We start from the raw sequence: 14,759 nt of genomic DNA, 5'->3' as shown, positions 1-14,759 counted from the left end.
AAGCAATTTTAACTCCTTTTTTTAAAAAATTTTGTTTTTTTGCAAATTTATATCTTTATAATTTATTATTTTATTGGCATAATAGAATATAAATAAAAAGTTGATTGAAAAGTGGGTGGAGAGATGAAATTACAAAATGAGAAAGAATTCACAATGAAGGAAGCTTTAGTGTTCAGCCAACGCATGGCACAGCTTAGCAAAGCTCTATGGAAAGCGGTCGAAAAAGATTGGCAGCAATGGATCAAACCGTATGATTTGAACATTAACGAGCATCATATCCTGTGGATTGCATACAATCTTAAAGGTGCTTCAATCTCAGAGATTGCTAAGTTTGGCGTTATGCATGTATCAACTGCATTTAACTTTTCAAAGAAGTTAGAAGAAAGAGGATTACTACAATTTTCAAAAAGGGAAAATGATAAAAGAAATACGTATATTGAGTTAACAGATGAAGGAAACGGCATTTTGACAAATTTAATGGAAAACTACAACCCGACTGAAAGTACGCTTTTCCAAGGTGCTCTTCCCCTTCAAGAATGTTACGGAAAATTCCCTGAATTTATTGAGCTTATGACAATCGTACGTAAAGTGTATGGAGATGACTTCATGGAAATTTTTGAACACTCTTTCCATAACATTGATGAAGAAATGGACGAAAAAGATGGAAAGTTAAGAAAAAAAGAAAATATTGTTGAAATCGAAAAAGCGGTTGTTCAATAGACCCTTCTAACTAAGCTTGCTAGTTTGTCCATAAGACCAGGATACAGCTTTTGTTGTTGTAAAGCATAAATTGTCTCATGTGGATTTAATTTATAAGGTAGTTGTCCGACGAACTGTGTGAGCAAAGGAACGAAGTCAATAAGTCCTTGTTTCTTTTGCTCCTCATATTTCTTATCAAGTTCTTCACAAATTGAATAAACTTCCGCAAGTTCTTTCTTATTAAGATTTTTGCTTATCACAAGCTTATAAAACGGCTGTGATTCAAGATCTGTTACTTTTAACAATAGCTCTAAATATAACTCCAAACGTTCAATACGATTTTCCAAAGATTCCATACCCCTGCTCCTTTGACAAATTGAGACGATATGTAAAGCTAACTCCGTTTATTTTATACCTTTATTTTACAGCATTCCTTTTAATCTTCAAGCGCTTTATGGACCAGCTAACTTACGATTTATGTGCTCCCTTTTATAGTAAAGGATTTAACTGTTCAAGACAATTCTAAAGAGGGTATATTACAAAGATATCCTAGTTTTGTAATCTGATAACTTTTGTAAACTCCTTAACAGTGTTAAGATAGAAAAGGATGATTATACGGCTAGCATATATAAAAAAAGCTTTACGAACAATGCTATTAGTTTTAATATAGGCTTTTAACTTTGGTTTGGGGGAATGTTTGAAAATGGGTACGATTTTTATCGTTTTCGCAGTGATTATCTTATTCTACATTAATGCGCTCACGAACTCGCTCTGTATTCAAAAAGAAATTCCAGCAGAGCGTCAGCCTAAAGTGTTTCGCTTCATTAATGTGATGATCACTATTCTACTTGTCTCGTCATATGTTGAACTGTTGTACACATAATTCACAAGAAAAAACGCATAAAAGAAGGTGCAGAAATGCAGCTCCTTTTATGCGTTTTTTCTTCTTTTAAGAAACGTCCTCTCGAATAAGAGAGGACAAATGATTGTATTACATCATAATATTTTAGAACCAAGCAGCACCAACGATGATTAAAAGGATGAACAATACTACAATTAACGCAAAACCACTTCCATATGCGTTACCCATAACAGCACCTCCTTTGCTTGCTAATACTGTATTCTATGCATGATGAAAAAAAGTGGGATGGGCATTTTAGCTATTTTCACATATTTTATCCAAGGAAATTGACCTCCAAAAAATGGATATCTTTACAAAAGATTTCACTTTTTCTTTTCTTTTTTATTTTCTTTCGATACAATGAGAAAATGGATATATATTTTGGACATACTGTAAATAAAATCAAAAAGTAGGAGTGTATAATTTTATGAAGAAAAGTTTTGTTGCGCTCACAGCAGCAGCCACAATTTTAGGATTAGCAGCATGTAGCAATGACGGAAACTCCGCAGATTCCAAAACAATTGTTGAAACAGATGCTGGCAATATAACACAAAACGATCTTTATGAAATGATGAAAGATCAAGTTGGAGATCAAGCAATCCGCGAACTTGTCGATGAAAAAGTATTAAGTTCAAAATTCAAAGTGTCGAAAAAAGAAATTGATAATGAAATTGAGACGTTAAAAGATTCGTATGGCGCTCAATCAGTTGAAACAGCTATGTCTGAAAATGGTGAGAAGACATTTAGAAATGCGGTCAAAATTAACTTATTACGTAAGAAAGCTGCAACAGCAGACATTAAAGTAACAGATAAGGAACTAAAAGAAGCTTATAAAGCGAAAAAGCCTGAGCTTAAGGCAAGTCATATCCTTGTCAAAGATGAAAAAACAGCCCAAGAAGTAGAGAAGAAACTAAAAGATGGAGAAGATTTTGCTAAGCTTGCAAAAGAATATTCTCAAGATGGTTCTGCTCAAAGTGGCGGTGATTTAGGCTACTTTAAGTCAGGACAGATGGTAGCTGAATTTGAAGAAGCAGCCCAAAAGTTAAAAGTGGGCGAAATTAGTGATCCTGTAAAAACTCAATATGGCTACCACATTATTAAATTGACCGATAAAAAAGAAGTGCCTTCTTTCGATAAAATGAAAGATGAACTTGAACAAGAGGTCAAACTTTCTAAAATCGATGAAAGTGATATGGAAAATGCCGTTAATAAAATTCTAAAAGAAGAAAATGTCGAAGTGAAAGACAAAGATTTAAAAGATGCAATTAATCTAGAAGACAGCTCTTCTAAAGAAAGTGAAAAATAATATTTTATCTACAAAAAGGATGAGCATAATTGCTCATCCTTTTTAGCTTGATGATGAAATTGTCTTTCTTCTTTCTTTTTCTTCCTTCAATCTTTCCATATATGCTTCACCTTCTTGAGCAATAAATCCTTGCTCTTGTTCGTGATCTTTTCGAGCTGCTCTTATTGCCATGAAGCCACTAAAGAAAATACCGGCTACAACAATATAAATCCAAAATGGTAATGAGATCATCTTATCCCTCCTGCCCTGTTTAGCAGTTCTTTTTCTAAAATCTCTGCTACTAGTCATATATGTACTATTGTCCATAAATATGACAAAGGAGGATTAGTTTTAAGATGAAAAAGGTTTATAATAATTACCAATCGGATGTATTTTATGTATCTCTCCTTCTTGCTTATCATGCAAACCATGAATAATCATATTAATCCGGCTATCCATCATATCAATTTGGTGAATAATTTCTGCTTCTAACGTATGTGCTAGAACAGGTGAACCATATTCAAGCTTGCCGTGGTGAGCCAATACTACGTGCTGAAGTTCAATTACTTTTTGAGCATCTTCTTTTGTGATTTCTCCTTGAGCCTTTAACTCCTGTAGCTTACGATCAATCAAGATCGCTACAATTGTAATGTGGCCAAGGAAGTTGCCTGTTAAAGTATACTGCGGAGCAACAGCATCTGAAAGTTCAACAACTTTTCCTAAATCATGAAGCGCAATGCCGGCATATAAAATATCTTTATCTACTTGTGGATATTGTGAGGCAATGCTTTTTCCAAGACGAAGCATTGAAACAGTATGATAAAGAAGGCCTCCAACAAAACTATGATGAAGAGACGTTGCAGCTGGAAAGTTAAGAAAGCGCTGTTTATTTTCTTCATAAAGATCTGTACAAAGCGTTCGGATCACAGGATGATGGATTTCTGCTAAAAATGCTTCATATTCATTTTGCAAATCTTCCAATGATTCAGGAGCTGTTTCAATAAATTCTCCTATGTTTACTTCCGTCTCTTCCGCTTTTCTAAAATTCGTAATCGCCATCTGTAAATTGCCTCTAAATTCAGATACGCTTCCTTTTACATAAACCATTTTCCCTGGTACAAATAGTGCTTTAAGTTCTTCAATACTTTTCCCTGCAAACTTATTTTCCCAGAGCTTGCAGTCCATCGTTTTCGTTTTTTGCGTAAGCGTAATATTAAAATAAGGCGAACCATTTGAACTTGTCGCGTCCCAAGCATTTTTTACAAGTGCATAGCCCTCAAATCCTTTTGTTGATTTATCAATGTCCAATAAGCGAGATGTTTGCATAATATTCCCCTTCTTTCTTTATTCTTTTCCCTTCACTTCTACTATAATCGAAACTGGTAACGAATAGAAATCTTCTTTCATTTTAGCATTGTTCCTCTAAACTTTCATGCTGAATAAAAATTTTCTACAATAATAATAAAGCTTTTTCAAAAATAAAAATAAGCAACTTTTTCACTTCTCTCTCATTTCAGGTAGTTTACTAACCCCGTCATACCGGGAAGTAAAAATACATACATAAGAAAAAAGGAGGAATGTTATGAAAGCTTATACACTAACCGTTTATGAGTCTTCTGGTGAGAAGCTTCTTGATGAAACCTTTGAGGCAGAAAATGAAAAAGAGGCGAAGAAAATAGGGGCCCTACGTCTTCAAGACTTGAACTATGAGCATAAAACATACCGATGTGTTTCATCTCTTGGTAAACTTGTGCTATTTAATCGCTAAAAAAGTCCCTCTATAAAGAAGGGACTTTTCTTATTTTCTATCAAAGAGTTCGTGAAGCAAACGAATTTTTTCATTTGTATAATGCTCATAGCTGTCATTATATGATTTTGGATCTTTTGGATTTGCAAACCTTGTAATTTTCCCTGTAGTAGGATCAACAAATTTACTTGATGCCCCACAGCCAAGGCCGATAATGGACTGCTGTTCTTCCATGATCATAATGTTGTAAATGCTTTCCTGTCCTTTAAATGCATAGCCTACGTTTTCTAAATTTCCTAAAATATTTTTTTGACGATAAAGGTAATATGGCTCATATCCATTTTCGTTTGTCCAGTTTTCTGCCATTTTCATCATCTCAGTAATTTCATCCCGATCCGCTACTCTATAGCGCTGCTTGTTCTTGGTCATTTCAGAAGCTCTTTTAAACGATAGTGTGTGAACTGTAAGAGATTCAGGTAAAAGCTTTTTAGTTTCCCCGAGTGTATGTTGAAACTCTGCTGTTCCTTCTCCAGGAAGCCCAATAATTAAATCCATATTGATATTTTTCATTCCTAATGAGCGAGCAAGGTGAAACTTATCAATTGTCTCCTCTACTGTATGATGACGTCCAATTGCTTTCAACGTCTCTTGTGTATATGACTGTGGATTAATACTGATTCGATCAATATTCCATTTATTTAACACATCGAGCTTATCTTCTGAAATAGTATCAGGTCTTCCTGCTTCAACAGTTACTTCACGAACGGATTTTAAGTTGGGGAACGCTTCATACATTTCTTCATAAAGCATGTCCATTTCACGAGCGGTAATACTCGTTGGTGTTCCTCCACCATAATAAATGGTTGTAATGGGAATATTCTGTTCTGTAAGCCATGCGCCCACTTTTCTCATCTCATAATGAAGACCACCTAAAAAAGAATCAACAGATCCTTGACGGCCGTTAATCGCATACGCCGGAAACGTACAGTAGGCACACTTTGTTGGGCAAAACGGAATACCGATATAAATACTTACTTCCTTTTTTAATGCATATAAATCAGGCACAATAGAAAGCTGGCGATCCACAATACGTTGCATAAGCTGAATTTTTTCATCTGTGATGAGATAGTCTCGTCTCAGCTCTTCATGTGCCTGTTCTTTTGTCATCCCTTCTCGAAGCTTGTTATGTAAAAGTTTTGTTGGACGAATTCCTGTTAGAATTCCCCACGGCTGTTCAATTTCTGTAACATGCTGCAAAAGCATTAAATATACATAAGAAACAGCTCGTTTTACCATTTTAAAATGCTCTTTTTCGCTTTCTTCTTCAAATTTATTTTCAAAAGAAGCAGAAAAAGCTTTTTCATTTCCATTTTCAGAGATTGTTCCTTCTACGCTCACTTTGTCATCTGTTTTAATGGCAAAATGAATCTTATACTCAGCTTCTTTTTCTTCTTCAAATGTTACAAAACTTTCTTCGAAAAACAAGTCGCTAATAAGTTGCAATGGACGCCCAAAACGCTCATCATTAAGGCCTTTAATTAAAATGTTCAAAGTAATCACCTTTCATTATAGATAGAAAAAAGTGGTACAATATGCACCACTTCTGCTCTCTTTATTAAGCTTCTTTCAGTTTAGCGAAAGAGCTATGAAAGGTCAATGCTTATCAAGAGAAGCAATCTTCTCTAGATAGCCAATACGGGGTTGCTTACGGAACAATTCTTTTACCATGTAAGCAACTCCATTCTCATTATTTGAACGCGTTATCCACCCTGCAGCCTTTTTTACCTTATCTGGTGCATTCCCCATTGCTACTCCAAGGCCCACAGACTCTACAAGACCAAGATCATCATAGCAGTTTCCAATTGCTACAACGTCTTCAAGCGAGATGCCTAGCTGTGTTGCAACATAATAGACCCCATGTTCTTTTGAAGTCCCTTTCTCAACTATATATGCTCGAGGCTCATTTGGATATGAAATCCATTCAATATCAAAAGCCGACGCAATCGTACGCTCTGCCTGTTCTTTTTCATACTGACTTTGAAAATAAAGCTCGATTTTAGGTGCAGAAACTGGATTGTCTCGAAGTGTTTCCCCTAGTGATTCTACAAATTGAATAGGATAAAAAAGTGGTTCATTACTTTTTAATACAGCCTTGGCCATCACTTGATTATGAATTTTCACTCGGTTTCCGAGTGAAAATTTCTCATGTAGAATTCTCGTATGGCAATCAAAGTTTTCAAGCACTTGAACAAGGTTAAACGTTTTATTTTCAGATATTCTACGCTCATATGTTGGTTTATCGACATTTGAAGCAATGAATGCTCCACTGTGAGTTATGAGTTGATTTTTATGAAGACGCAATGTTTTAGCGATTTTTTTAGCGGATGAAAAATGACGATTTGTCACAACTGTTACGTAGACTCCTTTATCCTTAACATAATCAATAGCTTCTTTAGTTTCCTTTGTCAAACGTCCTTGATTGTTCAAAATCGTTCCATCAATATTCAATGCTAATAAGCGATACATCACTACATCTCCTTCTTTCCTCGGTGTCTGCTTGCTGACTGATTAGTAATGAATATGATGTATATGGCGCGTTTATGCTTCATAAGAAAAGAGGAGCCGCTTCTGCGACTCCTCTTTTCTATTATTGAACAGAATTTGAATCTTCTGGATTACCATAAAGCTCTTCAAGTGGCTTCATAATAACTTTGTTTAGCTCTTGAACAAGAACACTCATGCGTTGTTCTGCTTCCATTAATTTTGAAATTGCTTCATGCTGTTGAATGATTGCAACAGTCTGCTGAGCTTTTTGAACTTCTTCTTCAGAAATTTCTTGGCCAGTCATTTGCTTTTGTTGCAATTCAAGTTGCATGTTACGGAAGTTATCGAAAAGACGTTTTGCTGATTCGTCTGCGTTCACTTCATCATATAATTTTTTCAAGTTTTTGTAATCGTCACTCTCACGTACTGCTTTTTCTAATTCGTACGCTACATCGTATACATTAGTCATAAAAAAATCCTCCTACCTTAGTTTAGGCTTTTGTTTACCTTCTCTACTATAACAAACTATTTTATACATTTCAGCCTTTGAGGTTTTTTTCCCACTAAACAGTGAAAACAAGAAAGGAAATTGCTTCTTTTTCCTTTCTTCTTCTCACCGATAGTTTGTTTTATTCATACGATATATCAACATTCGCCTAATTTCTTTTTAAATGAGGATTGACAATGAAACCAATAACTGTAGCGATTCAATTATCATCAACAAAAGAGCTTCAAAATACGGTTTGGATACCAAGCCATATTGCACAACAACAGCAGCTATCTAACTATACAAACGTTTACGTAGGAAAGCAGAAAGCAAAAGCAAAGGTGGCTGTTTTTGAAAGCAAAGAGGATACGGTCTATTTCTCTTCTTCCCTTTTTACAATGCTTCGTTTGCCAATTAATTCTCTCTCTCTTCAAATAAAAATTATCAATGAAGAGATTTTCTTTGGTCCTGTTATTACAGTTGTGACCAACTTATCAAAGGAAGGATCTATTCCGCCTTCTCTATCCGACTTTTGTAAAGAAATGCACGATTATTGCTGTGAAATAGGTGGGTTGTTTTTTGTAACTACGTTTAAACATTGGAACAGTCAAGAATGCTTTGGCTATGTAATAAAAGATGAAGATTTTGAATATGACCATGTTCCCCTTCCAAATGTTATACACAATAGAGTTCATAGTCGAAAAAAAGAAAATGAAGCAGTATTTGAAAAATTTGAAGAAGACACCTCATCCCTGGGCATTCCTTTTTTCAATCATCGCTTTCTTGACAAATGGTTTGTACATGAGCATTTATCACAATATGAGCATTTAACACCTTTCCTTCCTATGACTTATTATCTTCAAAATAAAGAGGATTTGATGAACGCTCTTAGTGCTCATCGGTCTCTATTTTTAAAACCTATTAATGGAAGTCAAGGGAAGAAGATTTTTAAAGTACAAGAAAGAAGCGGCACATACCTTGTTGATTGTGCTGAAACAGGTGAAAGAGAAATATATGATAATTTCACTAAGTTATATAAAAATTTATATCCAAAATTCAAGAAGAGAAACTATTTACTTCAAGAAACTCTTTCATTAAAAAAGCTTGATAACCGACCATTTGACTTTCGAATCTTGTGTCATAGAAAACAAGAAGATAAATGGGGTATTACTTCAATGGTAGCTCGTGTTTCTAAAAAAAGCAGCTTTGTTTCCAACCTTTCACAGGGTGGAGATCTTATGCCAATTAAAGACCTTTTACAAACCTTTTATCCTCATCGTGAAATGAAACATCTACTTGAACTTCTACGCGAACTTTCACTTGAAATTTGTCACTGCCTCTGCGCCCAAAATGAAGGGTTGTATGGAGAATTCGGTCTTGATTTAGCACTTGATGAAGATGGATCGCTTTGGCTTATTGAAGTAAACACAAAGCCTTCCAAGCGCTTTTTTCTAACCGAAAACGGCCAAACAAGACCATCTACAAAAGCACTTGTGCGTTACTGCTGCAGGTTAAGCGGTTTTTAGTAAAAGGAGTGAAGACAATGACTTCATTAGGTTTTATCACATTATCTCTTCAACAAGAAAAAGACTACGCCTATAAGCTTGCTAAACGTGCTCATCTTCACAACATCACCTTTTATCGCTTTACGCCTGACAGCTATTCGGTAGAAGACCAAAATGTTCATGGACTTCGCTATGACAATTCAGAACATGATTTTGTTGAAGACGTATTTCCTATCCCCTCTTATCTTTATGACAGATGCTTTTATAAAAATGACAGAAGTTCAAAGAGAGCTAAACGAAACATGAGAATGCTAAAAAATCAACATGATATATTATTTCTTGGCTATGGTCTCCCAAATAAAAAGAAGGTTTTCAGCACTTTACAGCAGCATCAAAGCCTCTCTTTTCACATTCCATATACAACATTTCCTAACACACCGGCTGATGTATATGAGAGATTGAAAACGGACCGAGAGATTGTGTTAAAACCGATTTGTGGAAGCGGCGGAAGAGGGATTTTGTTTATTACACTCCAAGAGAAAATTCACGTTTATACGCAACATAGTGGCAAAGTGAACGTGAATTCTTTTTCAGCCCATGATGAGTTTATAAGTTGGCTATACGGAAAACTCCTTACAGAAAGTTACCTTATTCAACCATACCTCAATATGCAATGGAGCGGTTCACCATCTGATATACGCCTTCTTGTACAGAAAAAGAATGAGACCTGGATTGAGAGTGTGAGAGCTATTCGAAAAGGCAAAAAAGGAACGCTGTTAACAAACTTAAGTCAAGGTGGAAAGATTTCGTCTTTCATTGACAGCCTCTACCTTTACGACCATAAAACTAGGCTATCTGTGCAAAAAGCATTAGAAGATATTGTGGAAACTTTGCCTAAGACGCTTGATTATGCTTTTGGCCCTCTTTTTGAACTTGGAATTGATATTGCATTTACAAAAGATGGTCACCTCTTTGTAATTGATATAAATTCAAAACCAGGCAGAAAAATTTCTTCAATTTTAACAAAAAAAGAACTTGAGCAAATTTATGATAGACCATTTGCTTATATACGCTTTCTAGAACAGCGAAAAGGAGTTGAGCAGCGTGCCTGAAAAAGTAGACATTCATCTTACAACAGCTTCCTCACAAATCGTGTATGCTCCTATACGGTTTAAAAAGAACAATATTAAAAGAATTGCATACGGAACAAAAATGGTATCATGTCAAATTCATTTTCATGAAAAACCTACTTTATTAATTTCACAAGATCTTGCAACAGCTTTGTCCTTCCCGAAATTAAAAGTAACGCTTCATCTCTTTGTGAAAGATCATGTTCTATATATCGGCCCTCTCGTTGGTATTTTCACAGCTGGATTCACCTCTTCTATGCTTCGTCCAGTTGCTCAACGTTCACTGTTTTTTGCCAAACTCTTAACAAGTGCAAAGGAAAAAGGGTGTTCTGCTTTTATTTTTCGCCATTCTGATTTAGATTTCACTGATGGAACTGTAACAGGATACTTCTACAGTAGAAACGGATGGATCAAACATAAGGTTCCATTTCCAAATGTTATATATGATCGCCTTCCAAATCGTAAAATTGAAAAAGACAATACACTTCTTAAAGTAAAAGAAAAACTTCAAAAAGAATATGATATTCCTTGGTTTAACCCGACCTTTTTTAACAAATGGGATACGTATCAATCGTTAGGAAAATTAGAGAGTCGATGGCTCTTGCCAACAAGGCTTTTTTCAACCCCTTCTGATTTAAAAGTAATGCTTAGCTCTTATGGCCATGTATATGTAAAACCTATTCATGGAAGCTTAGGAAAAGGAATGTTTGTTATTGAAGCAACAAGTGAAGGATATCATTGTGAAAGTAAGGATTTAGGTCAAAACGAAGTTTTTTCTTCTTTTCAAAAGCTCACTAACTTCTTAAAAAAACATAAATTGACACAACCTTATATTATTCAGAAGAAAATGTCATTATTATCTTACAATAATAGCCCTTTTGATTTTCGAGTTCATACAAACCGAAATGAGGATGGAAAGTGGGAAGTTACAGCAATAGCAATTAAAGTAAGTGGAGAAGATGCGATCACAACACATCTTAGAAATGGTGGCTATGTAAAAAGACTAGAAGACGTTTTTAAAGAACGCACTGAAGCGGTCGAGAAGAAACTTACAGAAGCTGCTTTAACGCTTAGCAAACATCTTCAAAAAACGTTAGATGGAACGATTGGGGAGATTGGGTTTGATTTTGGAATGGATGCAAATGAAGAATTATATCTTTTCGAAGCAAATTCGCGACCAGGGCGTTCTATTTTTAAGTATCCTATCCTTCATGAGCAAGACGTAAAAACACGTCAAATGCTGTACTCTTTTGCTATTTTCTTAACGAAGGAATCTTTGGAAAGAACAGAGGCTGTAATCCTATGACTTTTCTCTATTATAATAAAGAGAAAGAATGCTTTTTCCACAAAGAAGCTTCTTCTCTTTTATTTGGTAAAAAGTTTTTACAAAAAGCATATGATGGTGACCCTTTTTCCTACTCTTTTTCTGTTAAATTGTATCAAAATCGTCTCGGTCCTCTTATCGGTATTCTAATCTCGCCTCGCCAACTTAAAACAAACAAAGAAGTACCATATGAATATTTTCTTCATCTTCATACCGTTCTCACTAACAGTCGTGCATTTCCATTCTTCTTCACTGCCGAGTCTTTTAAAGACGAATCTATTTCTGGCTATATTCTCTATCAAGAAAAATGGAAAAAAGTAAAAGTGCCGCTCCCTGACGTTGTATATAACCGTATTTCTTCTAGAAAATATGAGCAGAAAAAAACGGTTCAGCGCTTATTTAAAACTTTAAAGAAATATAACATTCCATTCTTCAATAAAGCGTTTTTTTCAAAGGAAGATATGCATGATATTTTAAGTTCTCATCCTTTTTTAAAACGTCATATTCCTCCTACTTTGTTCTTTACATCAAAGCGAGAAGCACAACATTTTTTAAAAACACATAAGAAAATTTACGTAAAACCAATTCACGGCCGAAAGGGAAAAGGAATTTTCGTAGTAGAGATAAAAGAAAATGTCTATATTGTTGAAGACTTTATCGAAACACGAACATATCAAACTTTTAACGATTTTCACGAAAAAGAACTTGCTCATAAACATAACAAAGTCATTCTGCAAAAAGCACTTCCTTCGGCTTCTTTTCAAGACAAACGATATGACCTCCGCCTTCTTATGCACCGATCGGCTAATAAGTTCCTTATAAGTGGAATTGGCGTTAGGCAAGCTGGAACTCAATCTTTGACAACTCACGTTCCAAAAGGCGGGAAAATTATTCCATTTGAAGATATTCACCAAGAGATTAACATAAAGCAAGTAGAGGAGATTGCTCACTACTGTGGAGAACAGCTTATAAAACATCACCCTTTTGTTGGAGAATTTTCAATCGATATGTTAAAAACACCTGACAATCGGTATTATGTACTTGAACTAAATGCAAAACCGATGATTTTTGATGAAGAACACATCCGAACAAAAGGTGCAGAAAACTTGCACAATTTATTTATCGAACTTTCATTTTTATAGTTTTTTCTCTTCATCTTTATGCTAGATAACAAAAGCTAAAAGAGAATTTTTTCTCTTTTAGCCTATACATAGATAACAACTTTAAAATCAAAGCATATTTACAAACAGTATGCCAAACGTATAAAAGTTGTAGAAAGCAGGATATTCCTCTTTCTTGTGCCTATATATACAACAATAACCAAACATAGAATAATACTGTAATTGATAAAAACATTTCTTTTTATTTTGCAAGACATGTTCTGAGTGAAGAAATATTTCTTACCTTATTAAGGACAAGCTTAGCGTTATCCCCCAAATGTAAACAATACTAAGAAGTTATCTCCTATCTGGAAGTATGATTTGTTTAATGTAAAGTGTACTTTAACCTAAAGAAATACCTTTTGTTCATGATTACAATTTTCACAATAAAGAAGATGACAGCACGCATGACTTACTTTTCCATCAACATTTTTAGTATCATCAAAGTCTACGTATGCGCTGTATTCATCTAAATAATCTGTTATTCTTCCCATGTCTTTTAAAAGATGACCACATGTTGAACAAATATAATCACATTCTTTAAATCCATTACAAAGTGGACACATCATTTTCTCCTCACAATTCCTTATTTACCTCTAATATGTTCGAAAATGTTTCACATTACTCTTAGTAAAATTCACCCTTTTCATTATTGTAATATTTACCAAATAAAAGATATGCATAGTATTGTTTATAGTCTCTCATAATAGGAGTACAAACTTACAGAAACAAACATTTACACACTGGGTTACAGGAAGTTGGTTCCTCTATTAGACTGGTTCAATTCCAGTGAACCCAACCATTTTAAACAAATTTAAGGAGATGAGTAATAATGCCACAAAACCAAACTCGTAACAACAATACTAATCAACTGGTTGTACCTGGTGCAGAATTAGCTCTTGAACAAATGAAGTATGAAATCGCTAGCGAATTTGGCGTACAATTAGGTGCAGACACAACTTCTCGTGCTAACGGATCTGTTGGTGGCGAAATCACAAAACGCTTAGTACAAATGGCTGAGCAACAACTTGGTGGAAGCTACAAATAAATCTAAAGATTTCCCTCTACAAATGAATGATATTGGATATGGAGCCCTAAGGTTGCTTAGGGCTCCTTTTGTTTTTACTTATATTGGATTTACCGTTAATCGTCAATTTTCAGTCCCCCTAAAAATGTACAAAAAAGTAACAAAGTAGTACAATCTTAGTGTAGATTCGACATCAGTATACATAATAAACATTTTACTTCTAGAAAAGAGCCTTTTCTTTTACATCATTCTTCTTGGCTGTATGATAAGCTGACAAACATTAAATTTAAGTCAAAGAGGTGAATAAAATGAAAGTTGCCTTATTCGGAGCAACTGGTCGAGTTGGTTCTTCCCTGCTCAATAAACTTATTGAAGAAGGACATGAAGTTACTGCACTTGTTCGAGATGAAAATCGCATAAAACAAGCTCATAAGTCTCTTACAATAGTGAAAGGCGATGCTAAAAATAGTCAAGATGTAAAAAATACAATAAGAGATACTCATGCTATATTAAGTGCGCTTAATACAGATGGTGCTACAACATTAAGTGTTGCAATACCTCATATTATTGAAGCAATGTATGAATATGATATTTCTAAGATTGTTACAGTTGGGACAGCAGGGATATTACAATCTCGCTTGCAACCTGCTTTGTATCGGTTCCAATCAAGTGAATCAAAACGGAAAACAACTCGAGCAGCTGAAGAACATCTAAAAGTATATAAAGCTCTCGCTGATACTTCTTTAAAGTGGACTATTGTTTGTCCAACATATCTTCCAGATGGAGACGAAACAGACCAAGTAATTCGAGCTGAGAAGAACATGCTACCAAAAGACGGAAAGCTCATTACAGCAGGTGATACAGCGAAATTTGTTTATAACGAGCTATTAGAAAGCAATTACCCTTACTGCCGTGTTGGTATTTGCTATTAAAAAAAGGAAAGCCAATGG

The 14,759-nt window shown here is 34.8% G+C and carries 18 protein-coding genes; 10 read left to right on the top strand and 8 right to left on the bottom strand.

The window, feature by feature from the left end; genetic code table 11:
- Positions 1–123: 123 nt before the first annotated feature.
- Positions 124–720: an HTH-type transcriptional regulator Hpr gene (locus B9N79_RS16625; protein WP_040057190.1), complete on the top strand. Its 597-nt coding sequence runs from the start codon at positions 124–126 to the stop codon at positions 718–720.
- On the opposite strand, the gene B9N79_RS16620 is transcribed toward B9N79_RS16625, so the two are convergent.
- Positions 714–1,055, bottom strand: a complete 342-nt coding sequence (locus B9N79_RS16620; RefSeq protein WP_019393914.1) for a DUF1878 family protein — start codon at positions 1,053–1,055, stop codon at positions 714–716. The two genes, B9N79_RS16625 and B9N79_RS16620, sit on opposite strands and share 7 nt — an antisense overlap.
- A gap of 347 nt (positions 1,056–1,402) precedes the next feature.
- On the opposite strand from B9N79_RS16620, the gene B9N79_RS16615 reads away from it, so the two are divergent.
- On the top strand, positions 1,403–1,582 hold the full coding sequence (locus B9N79_RS16615; protein WP_040057191.1) for a hypothetical protein: 180 nt from the start codon (positions 1,403–1,405) through the stop codon (positions 1,580–1,582).
- 123 nt (positions 1,583–1,705) lie between these two features.
- On the opposite strand, the gene B9N79_RS16610 is transcribed toward B9N79_RS16615, so the two are convergent.
- Positions 1,706–1,789, bottom strand: coding sequence for a YjcZ family sporulation protein (locus B9N79_RS16610; protein WP_019393916.1), 84 nt, complete (start codon positions 1,787–1,789; stop codon positions 1,706–1,708).
- A gap of 238 nt (positions 1,790–2,027) precedes the next feature.
- Here B9N79_RS16610 and B9N79_RS16605 point away from each other — a divergent pair, with 238 nt between their 5' ends.
- Positions 2,028–2,906 (top strand): peptidylprolyl isomerase, encoded by an 879-nt coding sequence (locus tag B9N79_RS16605; protein WP_019393917.1) that lies wholly within the window; start codon positions 2,028–2,030, stop codon positions 2,904–2,906.
- A gap of 42 nt (positions 2,907–2,948) precedes the next feature.
- On the opposite strand, the gene B9N79_RS16600 is transcribed toward B9N79_RS16605, so the two are convergent.
- Together B9N79_RS16600 and B9N79_RS16595 are read right to left on the bottom strand one after the other, a co-directional pair.
- Positions 2,949–3,137: a sporulation YhaL family protein gene (locus B9N79_RS16600; RefSeq protein ID WP_019393918.1), complete on the bottom strand. Its 189-nt coding sequence runs from the start codon at positions 3,135–3,137 to the stop codon at positions 2,949–2,951.
- Between the two features lie 99 nt (positions 3,138–3,236).
- Positions 3,237–4,211, bottom strand: coding sequence for a 3'-5' exoribonuclease YhaM family protein (locus B9N79_RS16595; protein WP_019393919.1), 975 nt, complete (start codon positions 4,209–4,211; stop codon positions 3,237–3,239).
- A gap of 256 nt (positions 4,212–4,467) precedes the next feature.
- Here B9N79_RS16595 and B9N79_RS16590 point away from each other — a divergent pair, with 256 nt between their 5' ends.
- Positions 4,468–4,653 carry a YhzD family protein gene (locus tag B9N79_RS16590; RefSeq protein ID WP_019393920.1) on the top strand — a complete coding sequence of 62 codons (186 nt, stop codon included), beginning with the start codon at positions 4,468–4,470 and terminating at the stop codon, positions 4,651–4,653.
- A 30-nt stretch (positions 4,654–4,683) separates the two neighbouring features.
- Here the strand turns inward: B9N79_RS16590 and B9N79_RS16585 are convergent, their stop codons facing one another.
- The 3 genes from B9N79_RS16585 to B9N79_RS16575 form a co-directional block, all read right to left on the bottom strand.
- Positions 4,684–6,183 carry a coproporphyrinogen III oxidase gene (locus B9N79_RS16585; RefSeq protein ID WP_040057192.1) on the bottom strand — a complete coding sequence of 500 codons (1,500 nt, stop codon included), beginning with the start codon at positions 6,181–6,183 and terminating at the stop codon, positions 4,684–4,686.
- A gap of 102 nt (positions 6,184–6,285) precedes the next feature.
- Complete coding sequence (locus B9N79_RS16580) at positions 6,286–7,161, bottom strand: Cof-type HAD-IIB family hydrolase (RefSeq protein WP_026009688.1); 876 nt, start codon at positions 7,159–7,161, stop codon at positions 6,286–6,288.
- A 118-nt stretch (positions 7,162–7,279) separates the two neighbouring features.
- Entirely contained in the window at positions 7,280–7,645 is a 366-nt protein-coding gene (locus B9N79_RS16575; RefSeq protein ID WP_019393923.1) for a YlbF/YmcA family competence regulator, read from the bottom strand.
- Between the two features lie 215 nt (positions 7,646–7,860).
- On the opposite strand from B9N79_RS16575, the gene B9N79_RS16570 reads away from it, so the two are divergent.
- The 4 genes from B9N79_RS16570 to B9N79_RS16555 are packed head-to-tail and all read left to right on the top strand — an operon-like array spanning position 7,861 to position 12,764.
- Positions 7,861–9,189 (top strand): YheC/YheD family endospore coat-associated protein, encoded by a 1,329-nt coding sequence (locus tag B9N79_RS16570; protein WP_019393924.1) that lies wholly within the window; start codon positions 7,861–7,863, stop codon positions 9,187–9,189.
- A 17-nt stretch (positions 9,190–9,206) separates the two neighbouring features.
- Positions 9,207–10,280, top strand: a complete 1,074-nt coding sequence (locus tag B9N79_RS16565; protein WP_019393925.1) for a YheC/YheD family endospore coat-associated protein — start codon at positions 9,207–9,209, stop codon at positions 10,278–10,280.
- Positions 10,273–11,604 carry a YheC/YheD family endospore coat-associated protein gene (locus B9N79_RS16560; protein ID WP_040057193.1) on the top strand — a complete coding sequence of 444 codons (1,332 nt, stop codon included), beginning with the start codon at positions 10,273–10,275 and terminating at the stop codon, positions 11,602–11,604. The genes B9N79_RS16565 and B9N79_RS16560 overlap by 8 nt, the downstream gene beginning before the upstream one ends.
- Positions 11,601–12,764 (top strand): YheC/YheD family endospore coat-associated protein, encoded by a 1,164-nt coding sequence (locus tag B9N79_RS16555; RefSeq protein ID WP_040057194.1) that lies wholly within the window; start codon positions 11,601–11,603, stop codon positions 12,762–12,764. Before B9N79_RS16560 ends, B9N79_RS16555 begins: the two co-directional genes overlap by 4 nt.
- 365 nt (positions 12,765–13,129) lie before the next feature.
- Here B9N79_RS16555 and B9N79_RS16550 read toward each other — a convergent pair whose 3' ends face one another.
- Positions 13,130–13,348: a hypothetical protein gene (locus tag B9N79_RS16550; RefSeq protein ID WP_019393928.1), complete on the bottom strand. Its 219-nt coding sequence runs from the start codon at positions 13,346–13,348 to the stop codon at positions 13,130–13,132.
- Between the two features lie 266 nt (positions 13,349–13,614).
- Between B9N79_RS16550 and B9N79_RS16545 the strand changes: the two genes are divergently transcribed.
- Together B9N79_RS16545 and B9N79_RS16540 are read left to right on the top strand one after the other, a co-directional pair.
- Positions 13,615–13,830, top strand: a complete 216-nt coding sequence (locus B9N79_RS16545; protein ID WP_019393929.1) for an alpha/beta-type small acid-soluble spore protein — start codon at positions 13,615–13,617, stop codon at positions 13,828–13,830.
- A 287-nt stretch (positions 13,831–14,117) separates the two neighbouring features.
- Entirely contained in the window at positions 14,118–14,741 is a 624-nt protein-coding gene (locus tag B9N79_RS16540; protein WP_019393930.1) for an NAD(P)-dependent oxidoreductase, read from the top strand.
- The last annotated feature ends 18 nt before the right edge of the window (positions 14,742–14,759 follow it).

This window comes from Priestia filamentosa, assembly GCF_900177535.1.
Classification (GTDB): domain Bacteria; phylum Bacillota; class Bacilli; order Bacillales; family Bacillaceae_H; genus Bacillus_I; species Bacillus_I filamentosa.
Note: the sequence above shows the minus strand (reverse complement) of the source record. Positions and strands in the feature narration are given on the sequence as shown.

Coding starts and splice junctions, on each gene's coding strand:
- B9N79_RS16625 (WP_040057190.1), top strand. CDS start 124: ATGAAATTACAAAATGAGAAAGAATTCACAATGAAGGAAGCTTTAGTG.
- B9N79_RS16620 (WP_019393914.1), bottom strand. CDS start 1,055: ATGGAATCTTTGGAAAATCGTATTGAACGTTTGGAGTTATATTTAGAG.
- B9N79_RS16615 (WP_040057191.1), top strand. CDS start 1,403: ATGGGTACGATTTTTATCGTTTTCGCAGTGATTATCTTATTCTACATT.
- B9N79_RS16610 (WP_019393916.1), bottom strand. CDS start 1,789: ATGGGTAACGCATATGGAAGTGGTTTTGCGTTAATTGTAGTATTGTTC.
- B9N79_RS16605 (WP_019393917.1), top strand. CDS start 2,028: ATGAAGAAAAGTTTTGTTGCGCTCACAGCAGCAGCCACAATTTTAGGA.
- B9N79_RS16600 (WP_019393918.1), bottom strand. CDS start 3,137: ATGATCTCATTACCATTTTGGATTTATATTGTTGTAGCCGGTATTTTC.
- B9N79_RS16595 (WP_019393919.1), bottom strand. CDS start 4,211: ATGCAAACATCTCGCTTATTGGACATTGATAAATCAACAAAAGGATTT.
- B9N79_RS16590 (WP_019393920.1), top strand. CDS start 4,468: ATGAAAGCTTATACACTAACCGTTTATGAGTCTTCTGGTGAGAAGCTT.
- B9N79_RS16575 (WP_019393923.1), bottom strand. CDS start 7,645: ATGACTAATGTATACGATGTAGCGTACGAATTAGAAAAAGCAGTACGT.
- B9N79_RS16570 (WP_019393924.1), top strand. CDS start 7,861: ATGAAACCAATAACTGTAGCGATTCAATTATCATCAACAAAAGAGCTT.
- B9N79_RS16565 (WP_019393925.1), top strand. CDS start 9,207: ATGACTTCATTAGGTTTTATCACATTATCTCTTCAACAAGAAAAAGAC.
- B9N79_RS16555 (WP_040057194.1), top strand. CDS start 11,601: ATGACTTTTCTCTATTATAATAAAGAGAAAGAATGCTTTTTCCACAAA.
- B9N79_RS16550 (WP_019393928.1), bottom strand. CDS start 13,348: ATGTGTCCACTTTGTAATGGATTTAAAGAATGTGATTATATTTGTTCA.
- B9N79_RS16545 (WP_019393929.1), top strand. CDS start 13,615: ATGCCACAAAACCAAACTCGTAACAACAATACTAATCAACTGGTTGTA.
- B9N79_RS16540 (WP_019393930.1), top strand. CDS start 14,118: ATGAAAGTTGCCTTATTCGGAGCAACTGGTCGAGTTGGTTCTTCCCTG.